Here is a 15,719-nt window from a genome sequence, read left to right as displayed (position 1 = left end):
CGCCAGACTTGAGCGGTAAGCGCGGCAACTCCTCGTGGGCGCGGTATCCTTCTTGCTTGGAAGGCTGCCACCGCCCCGGGGAGTTTGCCCATGCGTCAGTCCGGTCTGATCAATCTCAACCTGGTGTCCCTGGTCCTCCAGCAACTGGCGGCCGACACGCCTGCCCGGGCGGAACCGCTGCTGGCCGGTAGCGGCCTGCAGCTGGACGACCTCGAACAGCCCCATCGCCTCATCACCCTGGCCCAGGAACAGCGGGTCATCGCCAACGCCCTGCCCGTCGCGCCGCCCGAACTGGGGCTGCTGCTGGGCTGGCGGCTGCGGGTCTCCGGCTACGGCCTGCTCGGCTATGCCCTGCTCAGTGCCCCGACCCTGGGCGCGGCGTTGCAGGCGGCCCTGGCCCACCAGGGCCTGCTCGGTGCCTATTTCAGCCTGCGCCTGGAGCGCCACGGCGAGCTGGCCTGGCTCAGGGCGGATGACCACCCCTTCGCGCCAGAACTGGAACGCTGCAACGCCGAGTGCTGCCTGGCCTCGCTGCGGGCGATTTGCTGCGACCTCCTGGGCACGTCTCTACCCCTGGTGCAGGTGGCTTTTCGGCACCCCGAGCCGACCTATCGCGAGCGCTATGACGATTGCTTCGGCGCCGCGCCCCTGGCCTTCGGCGCCGCCTTCAATGGCCTGGCCTTTCCCGCCACCTGGCTGGAGCGCGGCCTGCCGCTGGCCGATCCGGTGACCCATCGCGACGCCCTGGAGCAGTGTGGTCGCCTGGCTCCGGAACAGGATCGCCAGCGCGCCCTGCTCGCCCGCATCCGCACCCTGCTGGGCGCCGACCTGGCTGCACCACCCTCCTTCGCGGCCCTGGCCGGCCACCTCGGCATGGCCCCGCGCAGCCTGCGCCGCCACCTGCAGGCCGGCGGCAGCGGCTATCAGCAACTGCTCGACGAGTTGCGCTTCGAACGGGCGCGCGACCTGCTGGCCCAGGAGCGGCTGCCCATCTATCGCATCGCCGAGGCGATGGGCTTCAGCGAGACGGCCAGTTTCCGCCATGCCTTTCGCCGCTGGAGCGGACAGTCGCCCCGGGGTTATCGGCTCTAGCGGCAGGCGTATGCTGAGCGCTTTCCGTCCCCAAGGAGGATTTTCCATGCCCTCACTGAAACTGCTCGCGGACCGCGGCCAACCCACCGACCAATACCGCCTGCCGGCGGAAAAGCGCCTGGCAGGCGATCCGCTGCAGAGTCTCTGGCTCGACTACGAAGATGGCAGCGGCGTGTTCGCCGTCGGCCACTGGCACAGCGAGGTGGGCAAGTGGCGGGTGAGTTACACCGAGGAGGAGTACTGCCAGATCCTCGAAGGGGTGAGTCTGGTCACCGATGACCAGGGCCACGCCACCCGCCTCGAACCGGGCAGCAGCTTTGTCGTGCCGCGTGGCTTCCAGGGGACCTGGGAGGTCGTGGAGCCGACCCTCAAGCGCTTCGTGGTCTACGAAGCCAAGGGCGGTTGATGGTCGACGCCGGGCACAATCTGGCCGGATCTATCCCCTTTTGGCCGTTGCGCCTCTCGTCGCGGGTCGCCGGGCTGGCAAGAATCAGGACAGAGCCCGCCGCCCGGAGTCGCCATGCGCATCCACCACAGTCCCGATCACGCCCTGCACCACGGCCGCTGCGAACTGATCGATGGCCAGTTGCAGCCCTGTTTCGAAAAGCCCCAGCGCGTCGAATTCATCCTCGCCGAGTGTCACCGCCGGCAGCTCGGTGAGGTGGTGGCGCCCAGGGACTTTGGCCGGGCGCCCCTGGCGCGTGTCCACAGCGAGGCCTATCTCGACTTTCTCGCCGGTGCCTGGGACGAATGGGCCGCCGGGGGCGAGACCGTGGACCTACTGCCCTACACCTGGCCGGCACGTACCCTGCGCCAGGTGCTGCCGCCCACCAGCCTGCACGGGCGCCTGGGCTACTACAGTTTCGATGGCGGGGCGCCCATCACCGCCGGCACCTGGCAGGCCGCCTACAGCGCCGCCCAGGTGGCCCTGAGCGCTGGCGCCGAGATCGCCGCGGGCGCGCGCAGCGCCTTCGCCCTCTGCCGTCCGCCGGGCCACCATGCCGCCGCCGATGTCATGGGCGGCTACTGCTATCTGAACAACGCCGCCATCGCCGCCCAGGCCGCCCTCGACGGCGGCGCCCGGCGAGTGGCCATCCTCGATGTCGACTACCACCACGGCAATGGCACCCAGGACATCTTCTATGCCCGCGACGACGTGCTGTTCCTGTCGCTGCACGGTGATCCGGGTTTCGAATTCCCCTTCTTCCTCGGCTATGCCGACGAGACCGGCACCGGGGCGGGCCAGGGCTTCAACCTCAATCTGCCGCTGCCCGCCGGCAGCGCCTGGGACAGCTGGAGCGCCGCCTTGGAAGTAGCGCTGGCGCGACTCCAAAGCTATGCCCCGGACCTGCTGCTGGTCTCCCTGGGCGTGGATACCTTCAAGGCCGATCCCATTTCCCAGTTCAAGCTGGAGAGCGACGACTACCTGCGCCTGGGCGAACGCCTGGCGCGGCTCGGCCTGCCGACCCTGTTCGTCATGGAGGGCGGTTACGCCGTGGCGGAGATCGGCATCAACACGGTGAACGTCCTGGCCGCCTTCGACGGCGCCTGATCCCCCTCCCGAGGAATCCGACCATGCACAGCCTCCTGCGTCCGCTCACCGTCCTGCTCGGTGGCGCCCTGCTCGCCACCGCCGTCCAGGCCGCCGATCCTGGCGAACTGCGGGTCTACAACTGGGCCGACTACATCCTGCCCGAGACGCCCAAGGACTTCGCCAAGCAGACCGGCATCCGTGTCACCTGGGACACCTTCGACAGCAACGAGTCGCTGGAGGCCAAGCTGCTCACCGGCCGCTCCGGCTACGACCTGGTAATCCCCTCCAACCAGTTCCTGGAAACCCAGATCAAGGCCGGAGTGTTCCAGAAGCTGGACAAGACCAAGCTGCCCAACTGGCAGAATCTCGATCCCGAGTTGCTCAAGCTGCTGGAGGTCAACGATCCGGGTAACCAGTACGGCGTGCCCTACATGTACGGCACCATCCTCATCGGCTTCAATCCGGCCAAGGTCAAGGCGGCGCTGGGCGCGGACGCACCGGTGGACAGCTGGGACCTGGTGTTCAAGCCGGAGAACATGGCCAAGCTCAAGAGCTGCGGCGTGGCCATGCTGGATTCGCCCTCGGACATCCTGCCGGTGGTACTGCACTACCTGGGGCTGGATCCCAACAGCGCCAACGCCAAGGACTACGAAAAGGCCACGGCGCTGATGCTGAAGATCCGCCCCTACATGGCCTACTTCAATTCCACCAAGTACATGACCGATATCGCTAACGGCGACATCTGCGTGGCGGTGGGCTATTCGGGCAGCTTCTACCAGTTCGGCAACCGCGCCAAGGAGGCCGGCAACGGCGTGGTGGTGGACTGGCGGCTGCCACGCGAGGGCGCGCCCATCTGGTTCGACACCTGGGCCATTCCGGCCAGTGCCGCCAATGTCGACCAGGCCCATGCCTTCATCAACTACCTGCTCGAACCCAAGGTGATCGCCGGAATCAGCGACTACCTCGGCTACCCCAACGCCAACAAGCCGGGCATGCCGCTGGTGACCGCCGCCATCCGCGACAACCACGACCTGGTGCCCACCCCGGAAATGCTCAAGAAGCTCTATGTGGTGCAGCCGCTGCCGCAGCCCATCGAGCGGGTCCGCACCCGTGCCTGGAGTCGCATCAAGGCCGGCAACTAGCGGCAACGGCGTCCACAACCATCCGAATGGTAGCCAATGGCTACCATTCGGCGGTTACATCCCCGCGTCCGGGAACCCTCTATCGCGCTAAGGGACTTACTGTGCTGAAGTGACCCATTGGATTTACCTGCCAGGTACGGCGTCATGTCCCTCAGTCTCGCCCTCACCCGAGCGCTGGCTCGCCCTTTCTGGGCCCTGCGCTTCGAATCGGTATTGGAACGGCATTACCAGCACGACATCGCCCGTTCGCGCCGGCGGCACCTGCGCATCAGCCTGACCGTGGCCATCCTCGCCTACGCCAGCTTCTCGATCTGGGACTGGATCCTGATGAACGAGGCCTTCTGGCTCATCAGCCTGCTCAGCGCGCTGGTGGTGATTGGCGGCGGGCTGGTCTTGCTGGCGCTCGGGGTGATACCCGCCGAACATCCCGCGCGCGAATGGCTGGGCATCCTGCCCTGTCTGCTGGCCTATCTCCCGCCGCTGCTCGACGTCGAGGCCACCGATGCCGCGCACCGCGCCCTCTGGCTGGCGACCATGCCGCTGATGACGCTCTTCACCAACAGCTGCATCGCGCCGCCCCTGCGCCAGGCCGCGGTCCACAGCCTGTTCGCCCTGCTGGCCATCGGCCTGGCCACCCAGATGCATGCCCTACCGCCTCTGGAGGCTTCGCTGGTCATGACCCTGGCGTTCGCCACCGCGAGCTTTACCCTGCTCAACAACTTCTGGATGGAGCGCGCCCGCCGGCAGGGCTATCTGCTGATCCTGCGCGACCGCTTGCGCAACGAAGAGCTGGCCGCCACCAACCGCGTTCTGGAACAGCAATCGGCCACGGACCCCCTCACCGGCGTGGCCAACCGCCGGGCGCTGATGCAGGCCCTGGCCACCGCCCTGGCCCATCCCCCGCCCCGGCCATTGCTCCTGCTAATGATCGACGTCGATCACTTCAAGGCCTTCAATGACCGCTATGGGCATCCGGCCGGCGATCGCTGCCTGCAACAGGTCGCCACCGCCCTGGCCAATGAATTGCGCGCCGGCGACTGCCTGGCCCGCTACGGTGGCGAGGAGTTCGCCATCCTCTGCACCCCTTCGCGCGAGGAGGATGCCGGCAAACTGGCCCAGCGCCTGCTCGATGCGGTACGACGCCTGGAGATTCCCCACCTCGGCCCCCCTGCTGGTCCGCGCGTGACCGTGAGCATCGGCGGCGCCTGCGCCCGACTGGACCACGACTGCGCCGAAACCTTTATCGAAGCCGCCGATCGCCAGCTCTACTGGGCCAAGCAGGCCGGGCGCGACCGCGCCATCCTGGAGGATTGCGATCGCTGCCAGACCCAGGTCGCTGAACCCAGCTAGCCCAGGCGATAGACCCGATCGACCAGAGTCGCGCTGGCCAGGCGCTGGCGCAGATCGTCGTCCAGGTGAGGGTCCTGCCAGTCGTAGAGACCGATGCGGCCATAGGCCTGACCGCGCCGGGGGCGGGTGCCCAGGTACTCCCAGACCACTCGGGTGCAGGCCGGCTCGCGGCGGTCGGAGGCGCTGACGCCCAGCTTGAGGCCGTTGAGGCGATCGATACGATTGCGCGCGCTGGGCAGCAGCACCGTCTGCGACAACTCGTTGCCGGTGAGGGATTCGTAGTCGGTGAAGAACAGCCGGCTTTCCAGGCTCATGGCCAGGCCCAGGTAGCGAAAGCGTGCCTGGCTCGTGGCCTCGCCCTGACGACGCAGGCGTTCGAAACGCACATAGCGAAAGACGCCTTCCTCCTCGAACAGCCGTACCAGCCCACAGAGCACTACGCCTGGGGTGGAGAGCGACGGATAGTATTCGTGGTAGTAGCCCTGGTAACGGACCAAGCCTTCCTGGCGTTCGCCGAACAGGGCCAGCGCCTGCCCCGCCCACCCCGTCTCCTGGCTGACCGGTGCCCCCAGGCGCGCCGCGAATTGCCGTTGCGGCAGCTGCAGATCACTGGCCGGCAATCCGAAGAACTCCGCCAGTCGCTGCAGGTTGTAGGGCGACGGACGGCTCTGGCCGTTGAGGTAGCGATTGAACTGGGCACGGTTGATACCGACGGCGCGACAGACGGCGGCAATCGAGCGGTGGCGCTGGCAGAGCAGCTGCAAATTGGCGGAAAAATCGCTCATGAACCCTGCCCAAGCTTGACAGACGGCCGGAAAACTAGCATCAAGTCGCGCCATTTTGAAGCGAGGCGCGGAATTGTCCACGCCGGTGGGATAGCCGAACCTAGGCGGCCCGGTCCGTCTTACTGCCCGTTCCACCCGGACCGATCCGTCCCAGCGCCCTGTCCCGGTCGTCTCCCCACGACCGGGCACGGCGTCGGGAGCGGGATATTCCACAATAATAGCCCCAAGGCTTGCGAGCCGGCCTTGGAGCATCACTAGCATGCTCGAGGATTCTTCATGCACTACCTAGAAATGCTCAATGACTTCCTGTCCGGCCACGTACTCATCGTGCTGATCGTCGGCCTGGGCAGCTATTTCACCCTGCGCTCGCGATTCGTGCAGTTTCGTCATTTCCCGCACATGTTCACCGTGTTCAAGGATTCCCTGCGCAACAGCGGCGACGGCCTGAGTTCCTTCCAGGCGCTGATGCTCAGCCTGGCCGGCCGCGTGGGTGCCGGCAACATCGCCGGTGTGGGCCTGGCCGTGACCCTGGGTGGCCCCGGTGCGGTGTTCTGGATGTGGGTGACCGCCCTGGTCGGCATGGCCAGCAGCTTCTTCGAGTGCACCCTGGCGCAGGTCTACAAGCGCGCCGATGGCGACGGCCTCTACATCGGCGGTCCGGCGTACTACATCCAGCACGGCCTCAACAAACGCTGGATGGCGCTGATCTTCTCGGGCCTGCTGCTGGTGACCTACGGCTTCGCCTTCGTCGGCCTGCAGTCCTTTACCGTGACCCACTCGCTGGAAAACGCCTTCGGCCTGCCGGTGCAGTACACCGGGATCGCCCTGGCCATCCTGCTGGGCCTGGTGTTCATCGGTGGCATCAAGCGCATCGCCGCGGTCTCCGACGTCCTGGTGCCGGTCAAGACCCTGGCCTACATCGCCGTCACCCTCTATGTGATCGTCACCCAGATCGATCTGGTGCCCGGCACCCTGCTGACCATCGTCAAGAGCGCCTTCGGCCTGGAGCCGGCCTTCGCCGGTCTGCTGGGCGCCGCCATCACCATGGGCGTCAAGCGTGGCGTCTTCGCCAACGAAGCCGGTCTGGGCGCCGCGCCCAACGTCGCCGCCGTGGCCGCGGTCAAGCACCCGGCCGCCCAGGGCGTGGTGCAGGCCTTCAGCGTCTTCCTCGACACCTTCGTCATCTGCACCTGCACCGCGCTGCTGATCCTGCTCTCTGGCTTCTACGCCCCGGGCTTCGACGGCGACGGCATCGTGCTGACCCAGAACTCCCTGGCCGCGGTGGTCGGTGACTGGGGCCGCATCTTCATCAGCGTCGCCCTGTCGCTGTTCGTCTTCACCTGCATCCTCTACAACATCTACCTGGGCGAGAACGGCCTGCGCTACCTGCTCGGCCGCGGCAAGGCCGTGCTGCTCGGCTATCGCGGCCTGGTGCTGGTGTTGATCTGCTGGGGCTCCATGCAGAACCTGACCACGGTGTTCGCCTTCGCCGACATCACCATGACCTGCCTGGCCTTCGTCAACCTGATCGCCCTGGCCATGCTGATCAAGGTCGGCATGCGCATCCTCAACGACTACGACGCCCAGCGTCGTGCCGGGGTCGACCAGCCGGTGTTCGACGCCGATCAGTTCCGTGACCTGGACCTGGATCGCCAGGCCTGGCCGTCGCTGGATCGTCTGGAAGACACCGTCGCCGAAGCCCGCACCGCCCAGCCGCGCCAGGCGCACTGACCGCCGCAGCGGTCACGTTGGGCTTCGCTACGCTCAACCCAACCTACGGGTGACGTAGGTTGGGTTGAGGCGGCTCCATCGCCGAAGCCCAACGGCCCCGAACCATGATTCGCTTGTCTGCCCCCACCTCGCGTGGGGGCAGTCTTATCAGGAAGTCCCCCATGAATTCTCCCTACCTGCACATCCTCTACACCGGCGGCACCATCGGCATGCAGGCGACCGCCGCCGGCCTGGCCCCGGCCGCCGGTTTCGAGGCGCGCATCGAGGCCCTGCTGGCCAGCCGCCCGGAACTGGGCAATCCGGCCTGGCGGCTGCAGGAGCTGCTGCCGCTGATCGACAGCGCCAACATGACCCCCGCCGCCTGGGAGCGCATGGCCCAGGCCATCATCACCGCCGCCGCGGACCCGGCCTGTCGCGGCGTGCTAGTGCTGCACGGCACCGATACCCTGGCCTACAGCGCCGCCGCCCTGGCCTTCCGGCTGCTGGGCCTGGCCATTCCGGTGCTGCTGACCGGCTCCATGCTGCCGGCCGGCGTGCCGGACAGCGATGCCGACGGCAACCTGGCCGACAGCTTCGCCGCCTTTGCCAGTGGCCTGGCGCCGAGCGTCCAGGTGCAATTCCATGGCGAGCGCCTGCCGGCGGCGCGCTGCACCAAGCAGGCCAGCAGCGGCTGGAAGGCCTTCGTGGCAAGTGCCCGGCCGCGCAGTGGTGACGCCCTGGTCGCCGCACCTGCGGCCCTGCGCTTCGACCAGCCGCGCCAGGCGGTACGGGTAGCGGTGCTGCCGCTGTTTCCGGGCGTCGATGGCGCCACCTTGCGCGGTCTGGCGGGCAGCGGCGTGCAGGGGCTGGTACTGGAGTGCTATGGCAGCGGTACGGGCCCCGCCGACGACGCCGACTTCCTCGCGGCGCTGGCCGAACTGCGCGATGCCGGGGTACCGGTGGTCGCCCTCAGTCAGGGTGCTCGCGGCACGGTGGAACTGGGCACCTACGTCGCCGGCAGCGGCCTGGCCGACGCCGGGGTGATCTCCGGTCGCGGCATGACCCGCGAAGCCGCCCTGGGCAAGCTGCACAGCCTGCTCGGCTGCGGGCTGGATCGCGCGGCGGTGGCCGAGTGGATCGGACGTAATCTGTGCGAGGAGTTGTGATCTTCGGCTAGGTGCCGGCTGCTCCCTCACCCCGGCCCTCTCCCAGGGGGAGAGGGGGCGTTTGGGTAGACGCCGCAGCACGGCAGTGACCCTGCCAAACCAGGAGTGAGTCCTGCGCACGCTCCAATATCCAACACGCCAAAGCCTATCGGAGCCTCCCCTCTCCCTCTGGGAGAGGGCCAGGGTGAGAGTCCGCTTGACGCCTGACAGCCCCAAGCCCTTCGCACCAAACTCCCCTGCGCGCCCCCTCTCCCCCCGGGAGAAGGCCGGGGGAAGGGCCCGCTTGACGCCTGACACAACGCACCAAGCTCCCCTTGAGCGCCCCCTCTCCCTTTGGGAGAGGGCCGGGGTGAGGGCAAGCCCTGACGCCAAAGTAGCCCCTACAGCGCCTCGCGCCACAGGCTCACCGCCATCTCGGCCGAGGCGCCCGGCGCCACGCTGAGGACGTCGTCCATCACCCGGGCGGTCTCGATGCAGAGCATGCCGGTCCAGGCGTCGTCGGCGAACTGGCTCAGGCGCGCGGCCTTGTCGATCCAAGGATTCCACAGCACCGCCGAATGGCTGTTGCGGGTCTCCACGAACAGTCGGCGCTGCCACTGAGTATCGCGGATCGCCAGACGCGCCGGCAGACCGACATAGACCCGGTCGGTCTCGGCGGTGATGGTCGGCTCGCCGTTCTGCCGCTTGCGGGTCCAGCCGTCCAGGCAGTCGTAGTAGTCGGCGTTGGCCAGGCCTTCGATGCCCACTTCGCGCACGTCGCTCACGGCGAAATAGGTGTGCAGCGCCTGGCTCAGCACCAGCGGGTGATCTTCCAGATTGCGCACGCTTAGGGTCAGCTCCAGGCGTTCGCCCACACTCAGGCTCAGGGTCAGCTCGGTGGCATGGGGCCAGCCCGGAGTGGTCTCGGCGGAGGTGCGGTGGTGGAAATCCAGGCGCACCCGGTCGGTATCCACCTCGACGCCACCGGCCTGCCAGGCGACCTGGCGCGCCAGGCCGTGAGCCGGGGCGTCCGCGGTGGTGGTGCACATCGCCTGGACTTCGGCCGGATTCTTCAGCAGGTCGCCGAACCAGGGCCAGCAGACCGGGATGCCGCCACGGATCGGGGTACCGGGCTCGAACACGGCTTCCGGATTGCCCCAGACGATGTCCGGCTCGCCGTCGAAGCCGTAGCGCAGCACATGGGCGCCCTGGCAGGCCACCAGAGCTTCGGCCTGGCCGACGCGGATGCGCCAGACGGGCAATTGGCCCAGTTGGATCTGTTCGACGAGGGGGGCAGCGGACATGGGATGACTCCTGGAAAAGGTGAGAGGCGACTGTAGTCCAGTCGAGGACCGGGCTCCAGCCAGCCATGGACAGCGCCGGCGGCAAAAGCTTCCAACGTCGCCCGCGTCTCATACCCGCGCGGCGGCGCTCGGCTAGACTCCTGGCCTCGTCCCCCAGGAACCGCTTCGCCATGTCGGCTTTCCCGCGCCTTTCCGTTCTGCTCGGCCTGACCCTGCCGCTCCTGGCCAACGCGGCGACCTCTCTCGACGATGAGGTCCGCACCGCCGCCCGCGCGGTGATGGCCGAGCAGGACATCCCGGGGCTCGTGATAGGCGTCAGCGCCCCGGGCCTGCGCCGGCTCTACTACTTCGGCGTGGCCGACCGCCGCAGCAGCCAGCCGGTGGACGCCGCCACCCTGTTCGAGATCGGCTCCCTGAGCAAGACCTACACCGCCACCCTGGGTGGCTACGCGGCGGCGACGGGCCGGCTGCGGCTGGACGAAACAGTTGCGCAGGTTCGCCCGGCCCTGGCCGGCAGCGCCATCGGCCAGGCCAGCCTGCTGCAGCTGGCCACCTACAGCGCCGGCGGGCTGCCGCTGCAATTTCCCGACAGCGTCACCCGCGACGATCAGACGACGGCCTTCTACCGCGCCTTTCAGCCGCCCTTCCCCGCCGGCAGCCGCCGCCTCTACTCCAATCCCAGCATCGGCCTGTTCGGCGCCCTAGCGGCCCAGCGCCTCGACGAGCCCTTCGCCACGGCCCTGCAGCGCCACGTACTGACGCCCCTGGGGCTCAGTCACACCTATCTGCAGGTGCCGGCAGCGGCGCAGGCCCACTACGCCTGGGGTCATGGCAAGAACGACCAGCCGCTGCGGGTCAATCCGGGCGCCTATGCCGAAGAGGCCTATGGCATCAAGACCACTGCCGGGGATCTGCTGGGTTTCGTCGAGGCCAACCTGACTCCTGACCGGCTGCCGGCACCCCTGGCCAAGGCGATCGACGCCACCCAGCGGGCTACTACCGCAGCGGCCCCATGACCCAGGGCCTGGGCTGGGAGGCCTACGCCTATCCGCTAGCCAAGACCCGGCTGCTGGCCGGCAACACCCCGGCAATGGCCCTGGAGCCGCAGCCGGTGGACTGGCAACACCCGCCATTGCTGGCGAGCGGCGCCCGGCTGTTGAACAAGACGGCTCCACCAACGGCTTCGGCGCCTATGCGCTGTTCATCCCCGAGCGTCGGATCGGCCTGGTGATCCTGGCCAACCGCAACTACCCGAATTCCGCGCGGATCGAGACGGCCTGGCGGATCTTGCAGCAGCTCGATGGCGGGGTGCAGTAAGCGAACGTGTTGCCGCGGCCATGGCACTCCGCTCTACCGGTCGCCGTAGGTTGGGTTGAGCGCAGCGAAGCCCAACGTCGTCTTGGGACGCAGGCATTGTTGGGCTTCGACGATGGAGCTGTCTCAACCCAACCTACGGACCAAAGCGAGGGCGTAGGTTAGGTGGATGACGGCGCAGCCTCATGCGCGAAGTCCAACCTCAGGCCCCGCCCGACTCCTCCCGCCCCTCCGCCGGCACCTCGTGCTCGGTGGCGTAGCCAGCGTCGGCCGCTTCCAGCACGCCATGGGCGATGCTGCAGAACAGCGAATTGACCCGGCGCATGTCGCTGAGCAGCCCCAGGTGCAGGGAGCTGGTCTCAAAGCTCTCCACCACCTGTTGATGCAGCCGCTCAACGTGGGCATGGGCATAGCGCCGCTCCAGCAGGCGGAAGCGCTGCTTGAGCCGGCGTAGACGCCGCGAAGCGTCCAGGTCGCCGGACAGATAGACCGACAGGCACAGCTTGAGGCTGTCGACCAGCAGCCGGTGCAGCGCGGAGAGTTCGTCCACCCCGGAGGCCGAGAAGGACCGCCGCGCGGCGATCTTCTTGCTGTCCACGTCGCTGGCCATGCGCTCGATCAGATCGCCGGCCTGCTCCAGGTTGATCGCCAGTTCGATGGTCTCGGCCCAGCGCCGGCTGTCGCGCTCGTCGAGGTCGTCACGCGGCATGCGCGCCAGGTACAGCTTGATCGCCGTGTAGAGGGCGTCGACATCATCGTCGAGGCGGCGCACCTCGCGGGCCAGCTGCTTGTCGCCGGCGTTGATCAGCACCAGCAGGTGCTGCAGCATCTGCTCGACGACGTCGCCCATGCGCAGCAGTTCGCGGGAGGCGTTGGTCAGTGCCAGGGCCGGGGTGTCCAGGGCGGCGGTGTCCAGGTGGCGCGGCCGCAGGATGGTCTCGGCGCTGTCCTTGGCCGGCAGCATGGCGGTGCAGAAGCGCGCCAGGGGCCCGGTCAGCGGCAGGAACAGCAGGCAGCGCACCAAGTTGTAGGCGACGTGGAAACCGATCACCACCTCGGCGTCGTTGAAGTCGTAGCCCTGCAGCCAGTCGGCCAGCAGGCCGATCCAGGGCAGCACCAGGATGCAGCCGGCGAGCTTGAACAGCAGGCTGCCCACCGCCACCCGCCGCGCCTCCACGCCCTGCTTGGCCGCGCCCATCAGCGCCAGCACGCCGCTGCCCAGGTTGGCACCCACCACCAGGCACAGCGCCACCTTGAGCGAGATGACCCCGGAGCCGGCCAAGGTAGCGGTGAGCAGCACCGCTGCCAGGCTGGAATAGGACACCATGGCGAAGACCGCGCCGGTCAGGGCATCCAGTAGTTGATCACCGGTCAGCGAAGAGAACAGCACCTTGACCCCGGCGGCGTGGGTCATGGGCGAGGCCGCCTCGACGATCAGCTGCAGCGCCAGGATGATCAGGCCCAGGCCGATGGCGACCCGGCCAAGCTGGCCGGCGCGGGTCTGCTTGCGGCCGAGAAAGAACACCACGCCGAGAAAGATCAGCAGCGGCGACAGCCAGGACAGGTCGAAGGTCAGCACCCGCGCCATCAGCGCGGTGCCCACGTCGGCGCCGAGCATGATGGCCAGCGCCGGGGTGAGCGGCACCAGGCCCTGGGCGACGAAGGAGGTCACCAGCAGCGCCGTGGCGTTGCTGCTCTGCACCAGGGCGGTGACGGCGATGCCCGAGAGAAAGGCCAGCGGCATGCGCTGCATGCTGCGGCTGAGCACCCGCCGCAGGCTGGCGCCGTATACCCGCAGGATACCGGTGCGCACGATATGGGTGCCCCACACCAGCAGGGCGACGGCGGATAGCAGATTGAGCAGTGTCAGCATCGTGGCGCCCTCCCGGCGCGTGTCCAAGAGCTCCTGGCGAGCTTGTCACAAAATCGTAATGACCGTTCTGCACAGACGCACGAGCCCGAAGGCAGGGCACCTTCGGGCTCGTGGGGACTTGCTGGATTAGGCGGCGGAGACCCGGGTGGGTTCCGCCGCGGCGCTTAGATCTGCTCTTTGCGCAGCTTGACCGCGTCGCGGGCCTTGGCCTTGCCGCGCAGGCGGATGTTGATGGCTTCCACCGCCAGCGAGAAGGCCATGGCGAAGTAGACGTAGCCCTTGGGCACGTGGACTTCGAAGGCTTCGGCGATGAGCACGGTACCCACCACGATCAGGAAGGACAGCGCCAGCATCTTCAGGCTCGGGTGCTTGTCGATGAAATTGCTGATGGCCCCGGCCGCCAGCATCATCACCAGCACCGCGACGATGATCGCCGCCACCATCACCGGCACATGGCTGACCATGCCGACCGCGGTGATCACCGAGTCCAGGGAGAAGACGATGTCGATGATGGCGATCTGGATGATGGTGCCGATGAAGCCGCTGCCCTTCTTCTGGGGCGCGTCCTCGTCTTGTTCTTCCTCGCCTTCCAGGCCGTGGTAGATCTCGGCGCTGCTCTTCCACAAGAGGAACAGACCGCCGAAGAAGAGGATGAGGTCACGCCCAGAGATGCCCTGGCCGAAGACAAAGAACAGATCGGCGGTAAGGCGCATCACCCAGGTGATGGACAGCAGCAGCAAGATGCGGGTGACCATGGCCAGGGCCAGACCGAAGAAGCGGGTCCGCGCCTGCATGTGCTTGGGCATGCGGCTGACCAGGATGGAGATCATGATGATGTTGTCGATGCCCAGAACGATCTCCAGGGCCGTCAAGGTAAAGAAGGCGACCCAGATTTCCGGGTTGGTCAGCCAGTCCATTGCAAATCCTCTTTTAGCTGAGACGCGCTCGGGCGCGCGCTCTAATGGAAAAGGCGCGTCGGACGACGCGCCGTTTTCGAACAGCCGGCAAGGCTAGTCGTACATTTGGTAAAACTCTAGCGGCTGTACAGCGGAAACACACCCAGTAACAAAGCGCCGACCAGCAGGAACATGCAGGTCACGGTGGCCCATTTCAGGGTGAAGCGCTGATGGTCACCGAACTCCACCTTGGCCAGGCCCACCAGCAGGTAGGTCGAAGGCACCAGGGGGCTGAGCAGGTGCACGGGCTGACCGACGATGGAGGCCCGGGCGATCTCCACCGGACTGATGCCATAGGCCGCCGCGGCCTCGGCCAGCACCGGCAGCACGCCGAAGTAGAAGGCGTCGTTGGAGATGAAGAAGGTGAACGGCAGGCTGACCAGGGCGGTAATCACTGCCATGTACGGGCCCAGGGCGTCCGGAATCACCGCCAGCAGGCCTTTGGACATGGCGTCGACCATGCCGGTACCCGAAAGGATGCCGGTGAAGATGCCCGCGGCGAAGATCAGCGAAACCACTGCCAGGACGTTCTCGGCATGGGCGGCGATGCGCTGCTTCTGCATGTTCAGGCAACGGTAGTTGACGGTCATGGCGATGCCGAAGGCGATCATGAACAGCACTGGCATCGGCAGCACGCCGACGATCAGCGCGGCCATCAGCGCCAGGGTCAAGAGGCCGTTGAACCAGCGCAGGTGCGGGCGCCGGGCCTCGGCGCACTGGGAGACGGTGACGTCGGCGCCTTCGGTCTCGCCGATCTGCAGGATGCCCAGACGGGCGCGCTCGCTGCGACCATAGAGGTAGGCCAGGAAGAACAGCCAGGCGATGGCCAGCAGCATGGGCGCAATCATGGGCACGAAGACATCGGCCGGATCCACGTGCAGGGCACTGGCGGCGCGGGCGGTCGGACCGCCCCAGGGGGTCAGGTTCATCACCCCGCTGGAGAGCAGCATCAGGCAGGTCATGATCAGCGGATTCATGCCCAGGCGCCGGTACAGCGGGAACATGGCCGCCACGCAGATCATGTAGGTGGTCGAGCCGTCACCGTCCAGGGAGACCACCAGGGTCAGGAAGACGGTGCCCATGGCCACCTTGAGCGGATCGCCCTTGACCAGCTTGAGGATCCAGCGCACCGCCGGATCGAACAGACCGGTGTCGATCATCACGGCGAAGTAGAGGATCGCGAACAGCAGCATCACGCCGGTGGGCGCCAGCTTGCGGATGCCGTCGAGCATCATCGGGCCGAGGGCGTCGAGCTTGACGTGGCCGAGGCTGGCGAATTCGCTGGACAGCGCCCAGGCCAGCACGGCGAAGGCGATCGGCACCATGGTCAGGGCGATCAGCGGAGACAGGCGCTTGGTCATGATCAGGTACATGAAGGTCATGACCATGGCGAAGCCGAGGAAAGTCAGCATGGGAATACCTCTGAATTTTCGCGAAGAGAAGGAGGGTTCAGCCGCGGCGCAAGGGCGCGGTGAGGGCGAAAATCCAGGGGAGGCGGGCGCGCGGGGACGCCT

The 15,719-nt window shown here is 67.2% G+C and carries 12 protein-coding genes and 1 pseudogene; 8 read left to right on the top strand and 5 right to left on the bottom strand.

Annotated elements, in window-relative coordinates:
• The first annotated feature begins 90 nt into the window (after positions 1-90).
• From C722_RS0103690 to C722_RS0103670, 5 genes are all read left to right on the top strand, one after another.
• A complete protein-coding gene (locus C722_RS0103690) occupies positions 91-1,092 on the top strand; it encodes an AraC family transcriptional regulator (protein WP_017639205.1) in 1,002 nt (333 codons plus the stop codon).
• 46 nt (positions 1,093-1,138) lie between these two features.
• Positions 1,139-1,498 carry a cupin domain-containing protein gene (locus C722_RS0103685; RefSeq protein ID WP_017639204.1) on the top strand — a complete coding sequence of 120 codons (360 nt, stop codon included), beginning with the start codon at positions 1,139-1,141 and terminating at the stop codon, positions 1,496-1,498.
• Positions 1,499-1,612: 114 nt separating this feature from the next.
• Positions 1,613-2,644, top strand: a complete 1,032-nt coding sequence (locus C722_RS0103680) for a histone deacetylase family protein (RefSeq protein ID WP_017639203.1) — start codon at positions 1,613-1,615, stop codon at positions 2,642-2,644.
• A 23-nt stretch (positions 2,645-2,667) separates the two neighbouring features.
• On the top strand, positions 2,668-3,768 hold the full coding sequence (locus C722_RS0103675) for a polyamine ABC transporter substrate-binding protein (protein WP_017639202.1): 1,101 nt from the start codon (positions 2,668-2,670) through the stop codon (positions 3,766-3,768).
• Positions 3,769-3,912: 144 nt separating this feature from the next.
• Positions 3,913-5,118: a diguanylate cyclase gene (locus C722_RS0103670; protein WP_017639201.1), complete on the top strand. Its 1,206-nt coding sequence runs from the start codon at positions 3,913-3,915 to the stop codon at positions 5,116-5,118.
• On the opposite strand, the gene C722_RS0103665 is transcribed toward C722_RS0103670, so the two are convergent.
• Positions 5,115-5,903 (bottom strand): helix-turn-helix transcriptional regulator, encoded by a 789-nt coding sequence (locus C722_RS0103665; protein WP_017639200.1) that lies wholly within the window; start codon positions 5,901-5,903, stop codon positions 5,115-5,117. The genes C722_RS0103670 and C722_RS0103665 overlap by 4 nt on opposite strands.
• 276 nt (positions 5,904-6,179) lie before the next feature.
• Here C722_RS0103665 and C722_RS0103660 point away from each other — a divergent pair, with 276 nt between their 5' ends.
• Together C722_RS0103660 and C722_RS0103655 are read left to right on the top strand one after the other, a co-directional pair.
• Positions 6,180-7,634 carry a sodium:alanine symporter family protein gene (locus C722_RS0103660; RefSeq protein ID WP_017639199.1) on the top strand — a complete coding sequence of 485 codons (1,455 nt, stop codon included), beginning with the start codon at positions 6,180-6,182 and terminating at the stop codon, positions 7,632-7,634.
• A gap of 161 nt (positions 7,635-7,795) precedes the next feature.
• A complete protein-coding gene (locus C722_RS0103655; RefSeq protein WP_017639198.1) occupies positions 7,796-8,779 on the top strand; it encodes an asparaginase in 984 nt (327 codons plus the stop codon).
• 380 nt (positions 8,780-9,159) lie between these two features.
• Here the strand turns inward: C722_RS0103655 and C722_RS0103650 are convergent, their stop codons facing one another.
• Positions 9,160-10,062: a D-hexose-6-phosphate mutarotase gene (locus C722_RS0103650; RefSeq protein ID WP_017639197.1), complete on the bottom strand. Its 903-nt coding sequence runs from the start codon at positions 10,060-10,062 to the stop codon at positions 9,160-9,162.
• Between the two features lie 170 nt (positions 10,063-10,232).
• Between C722_RS0103650 and ampC the strand changes: the two are divergent.
• Positions 10,233-11,379, top strand: a pseudogene (ampC, locus tag C722_RS24580) (class C beta-lactamase).
• A gap of 199 nt (positions 11,380-11,578) precedes the next feature.
• On the opposite strand, the gene C722_RS0103640 reads toward ampC, so the two are convergent.
• The 3 genes from C722_RS0103640 to C722_RS0103630 form a co-directional block, all read right to left on the bottom strand.
• Complete coding sequence (locus C722_RS0103640; RefSeq protein WP_017639195.1) at positions 11,579-13,249, bottom strand: Na/Pi cotransporter family protein; 1,671 nt, start codon at positions 13,247-13,249, stop codon at positions 11,579-11,581.
• A gap of 164 nt (positions 13,250-13,413) precedes the next feature.
• Positions 13,414-14,166, bottom strand: coding sequence for a TerC family protein (locus C722_RS0103635; RefSeq protein WP_017639194.1), 753 nt, complete (start codon positions 14,164-14,166; stop codon positions 13,414-13,416).
• Positions 14,167-14,282: 116 nt separating this feature from the next.
• Entirely contained in the window at positions 14,283-15,617 is a 1,335-nt protein-coding gene (locus C722_RS0103630; RefSeq protein WP_007160081.1) for a CitMHS family transporter, read from the bottom strand.
• Positions 15,618-15,719 lie beyond the last annotated feature (102 nt).

This window comes from Pseudomonas sp. 313, from assembly GCF_000316965.1.
Lineage (GTDB): Bacteria > Pseudomonadota > Gammaproteobacteria > Pseudomonadales > Pseudomonadaceae > Chryseomonas > Chryseomonas benzopyrenica.
Note: the sequence above shows the minus strand (reverse complement) of the source record. Positions and strands in the feature narration are given on the sequence as shown.

Excerpts from the sequence above, each read along its gene's own strand:
- C722_RS0103690 (WP_017639205.1), top strand. The coding sequence starts at position 91 with ATGCGTCAGTCCGGTCTGATCAATCTCAACCTGGTGTCCCTGGTCCTC.
- C722_RS0103685 (WP_017639204.1), top strand. The coding sequence starts at position 1,139 with ATGCCCTCACTGAAACTGCTCGCGGACCGCGGCCAACCCACCGACCAA.
- C722_RS0103680 (WP_017639203.1), top strand. The coding sequence starts at position 1,613 with ATGCGCATCCACCACAGTCCCGATCACGCCCTGCACCACGGCCGCTGC.
- C722_RS0103675 (WP_017639202.1), top strand. The coding sequence starts at position 2,668 with ATGCACAGCCTCCTGCGTCCGCTCACCGTCCTGCTCGGTGGCGCCCTG.
- C722_RS0103670 (WP_017639201.1), top strand. The coding sequence starts at position 3,913 with ATGTCCCTCAGTCTCGCCCTCACCCGAGCGCTGGCTCGCCCTTTCTGG.
- C722_RS0103665 (WP_017639200.1), bottom strand. The coding sequence starts at position 5,903 with ATGAGCGATTTTTCCGCCAATTTGCAGCTGCTCTGCCAGCGCCACCGC.
- C722_RS0103660 (WP_017639199.1), top strand. The coding sequence starts at position 6,180 with ATGCACTACCTAGAAATGCTCAATGACTTCCTGTCCGGCCACGTACTC.
- C722_RS0103655 (WP_017639198.1), top strand. The coding sequence starts at position 7,796 with ATGAATTCTCCCTACCTGCACATCCTCTACACCGGCGGCACCATCGGC.
- C722_RS0103650 (WP_017639197.1), bottom strand. The coding sequence starts at position 10,062 with ATGTCCGCTGCCCCCCTCGTCGAACAGATCCAACTGGGCCAATTGCCC.
- C722_RS0103640 (WP_017639195.1), bottom strand. The coding sequence starts at position 13,249 with ATGCTGACACTGCTCAATCTGCTATCCGCCGTCGCCCTGCTGGTGTGG.
- C722_RS0103635 (WP_017639194.1), bottom strand. The coding sequence starts at position 14,166 with ATGGACTGGCTGACCAACCCGGAAATCTGGGTCGCCTTCTTTACCTTG.
- C722_RS0103630 (WP_007160081.1), bottom strand. The coding sequence starts at position 15,617 with ATGCTGACTTTCCTCGGCTTCGCCATGGTCATGACCTTCATGTACCTG.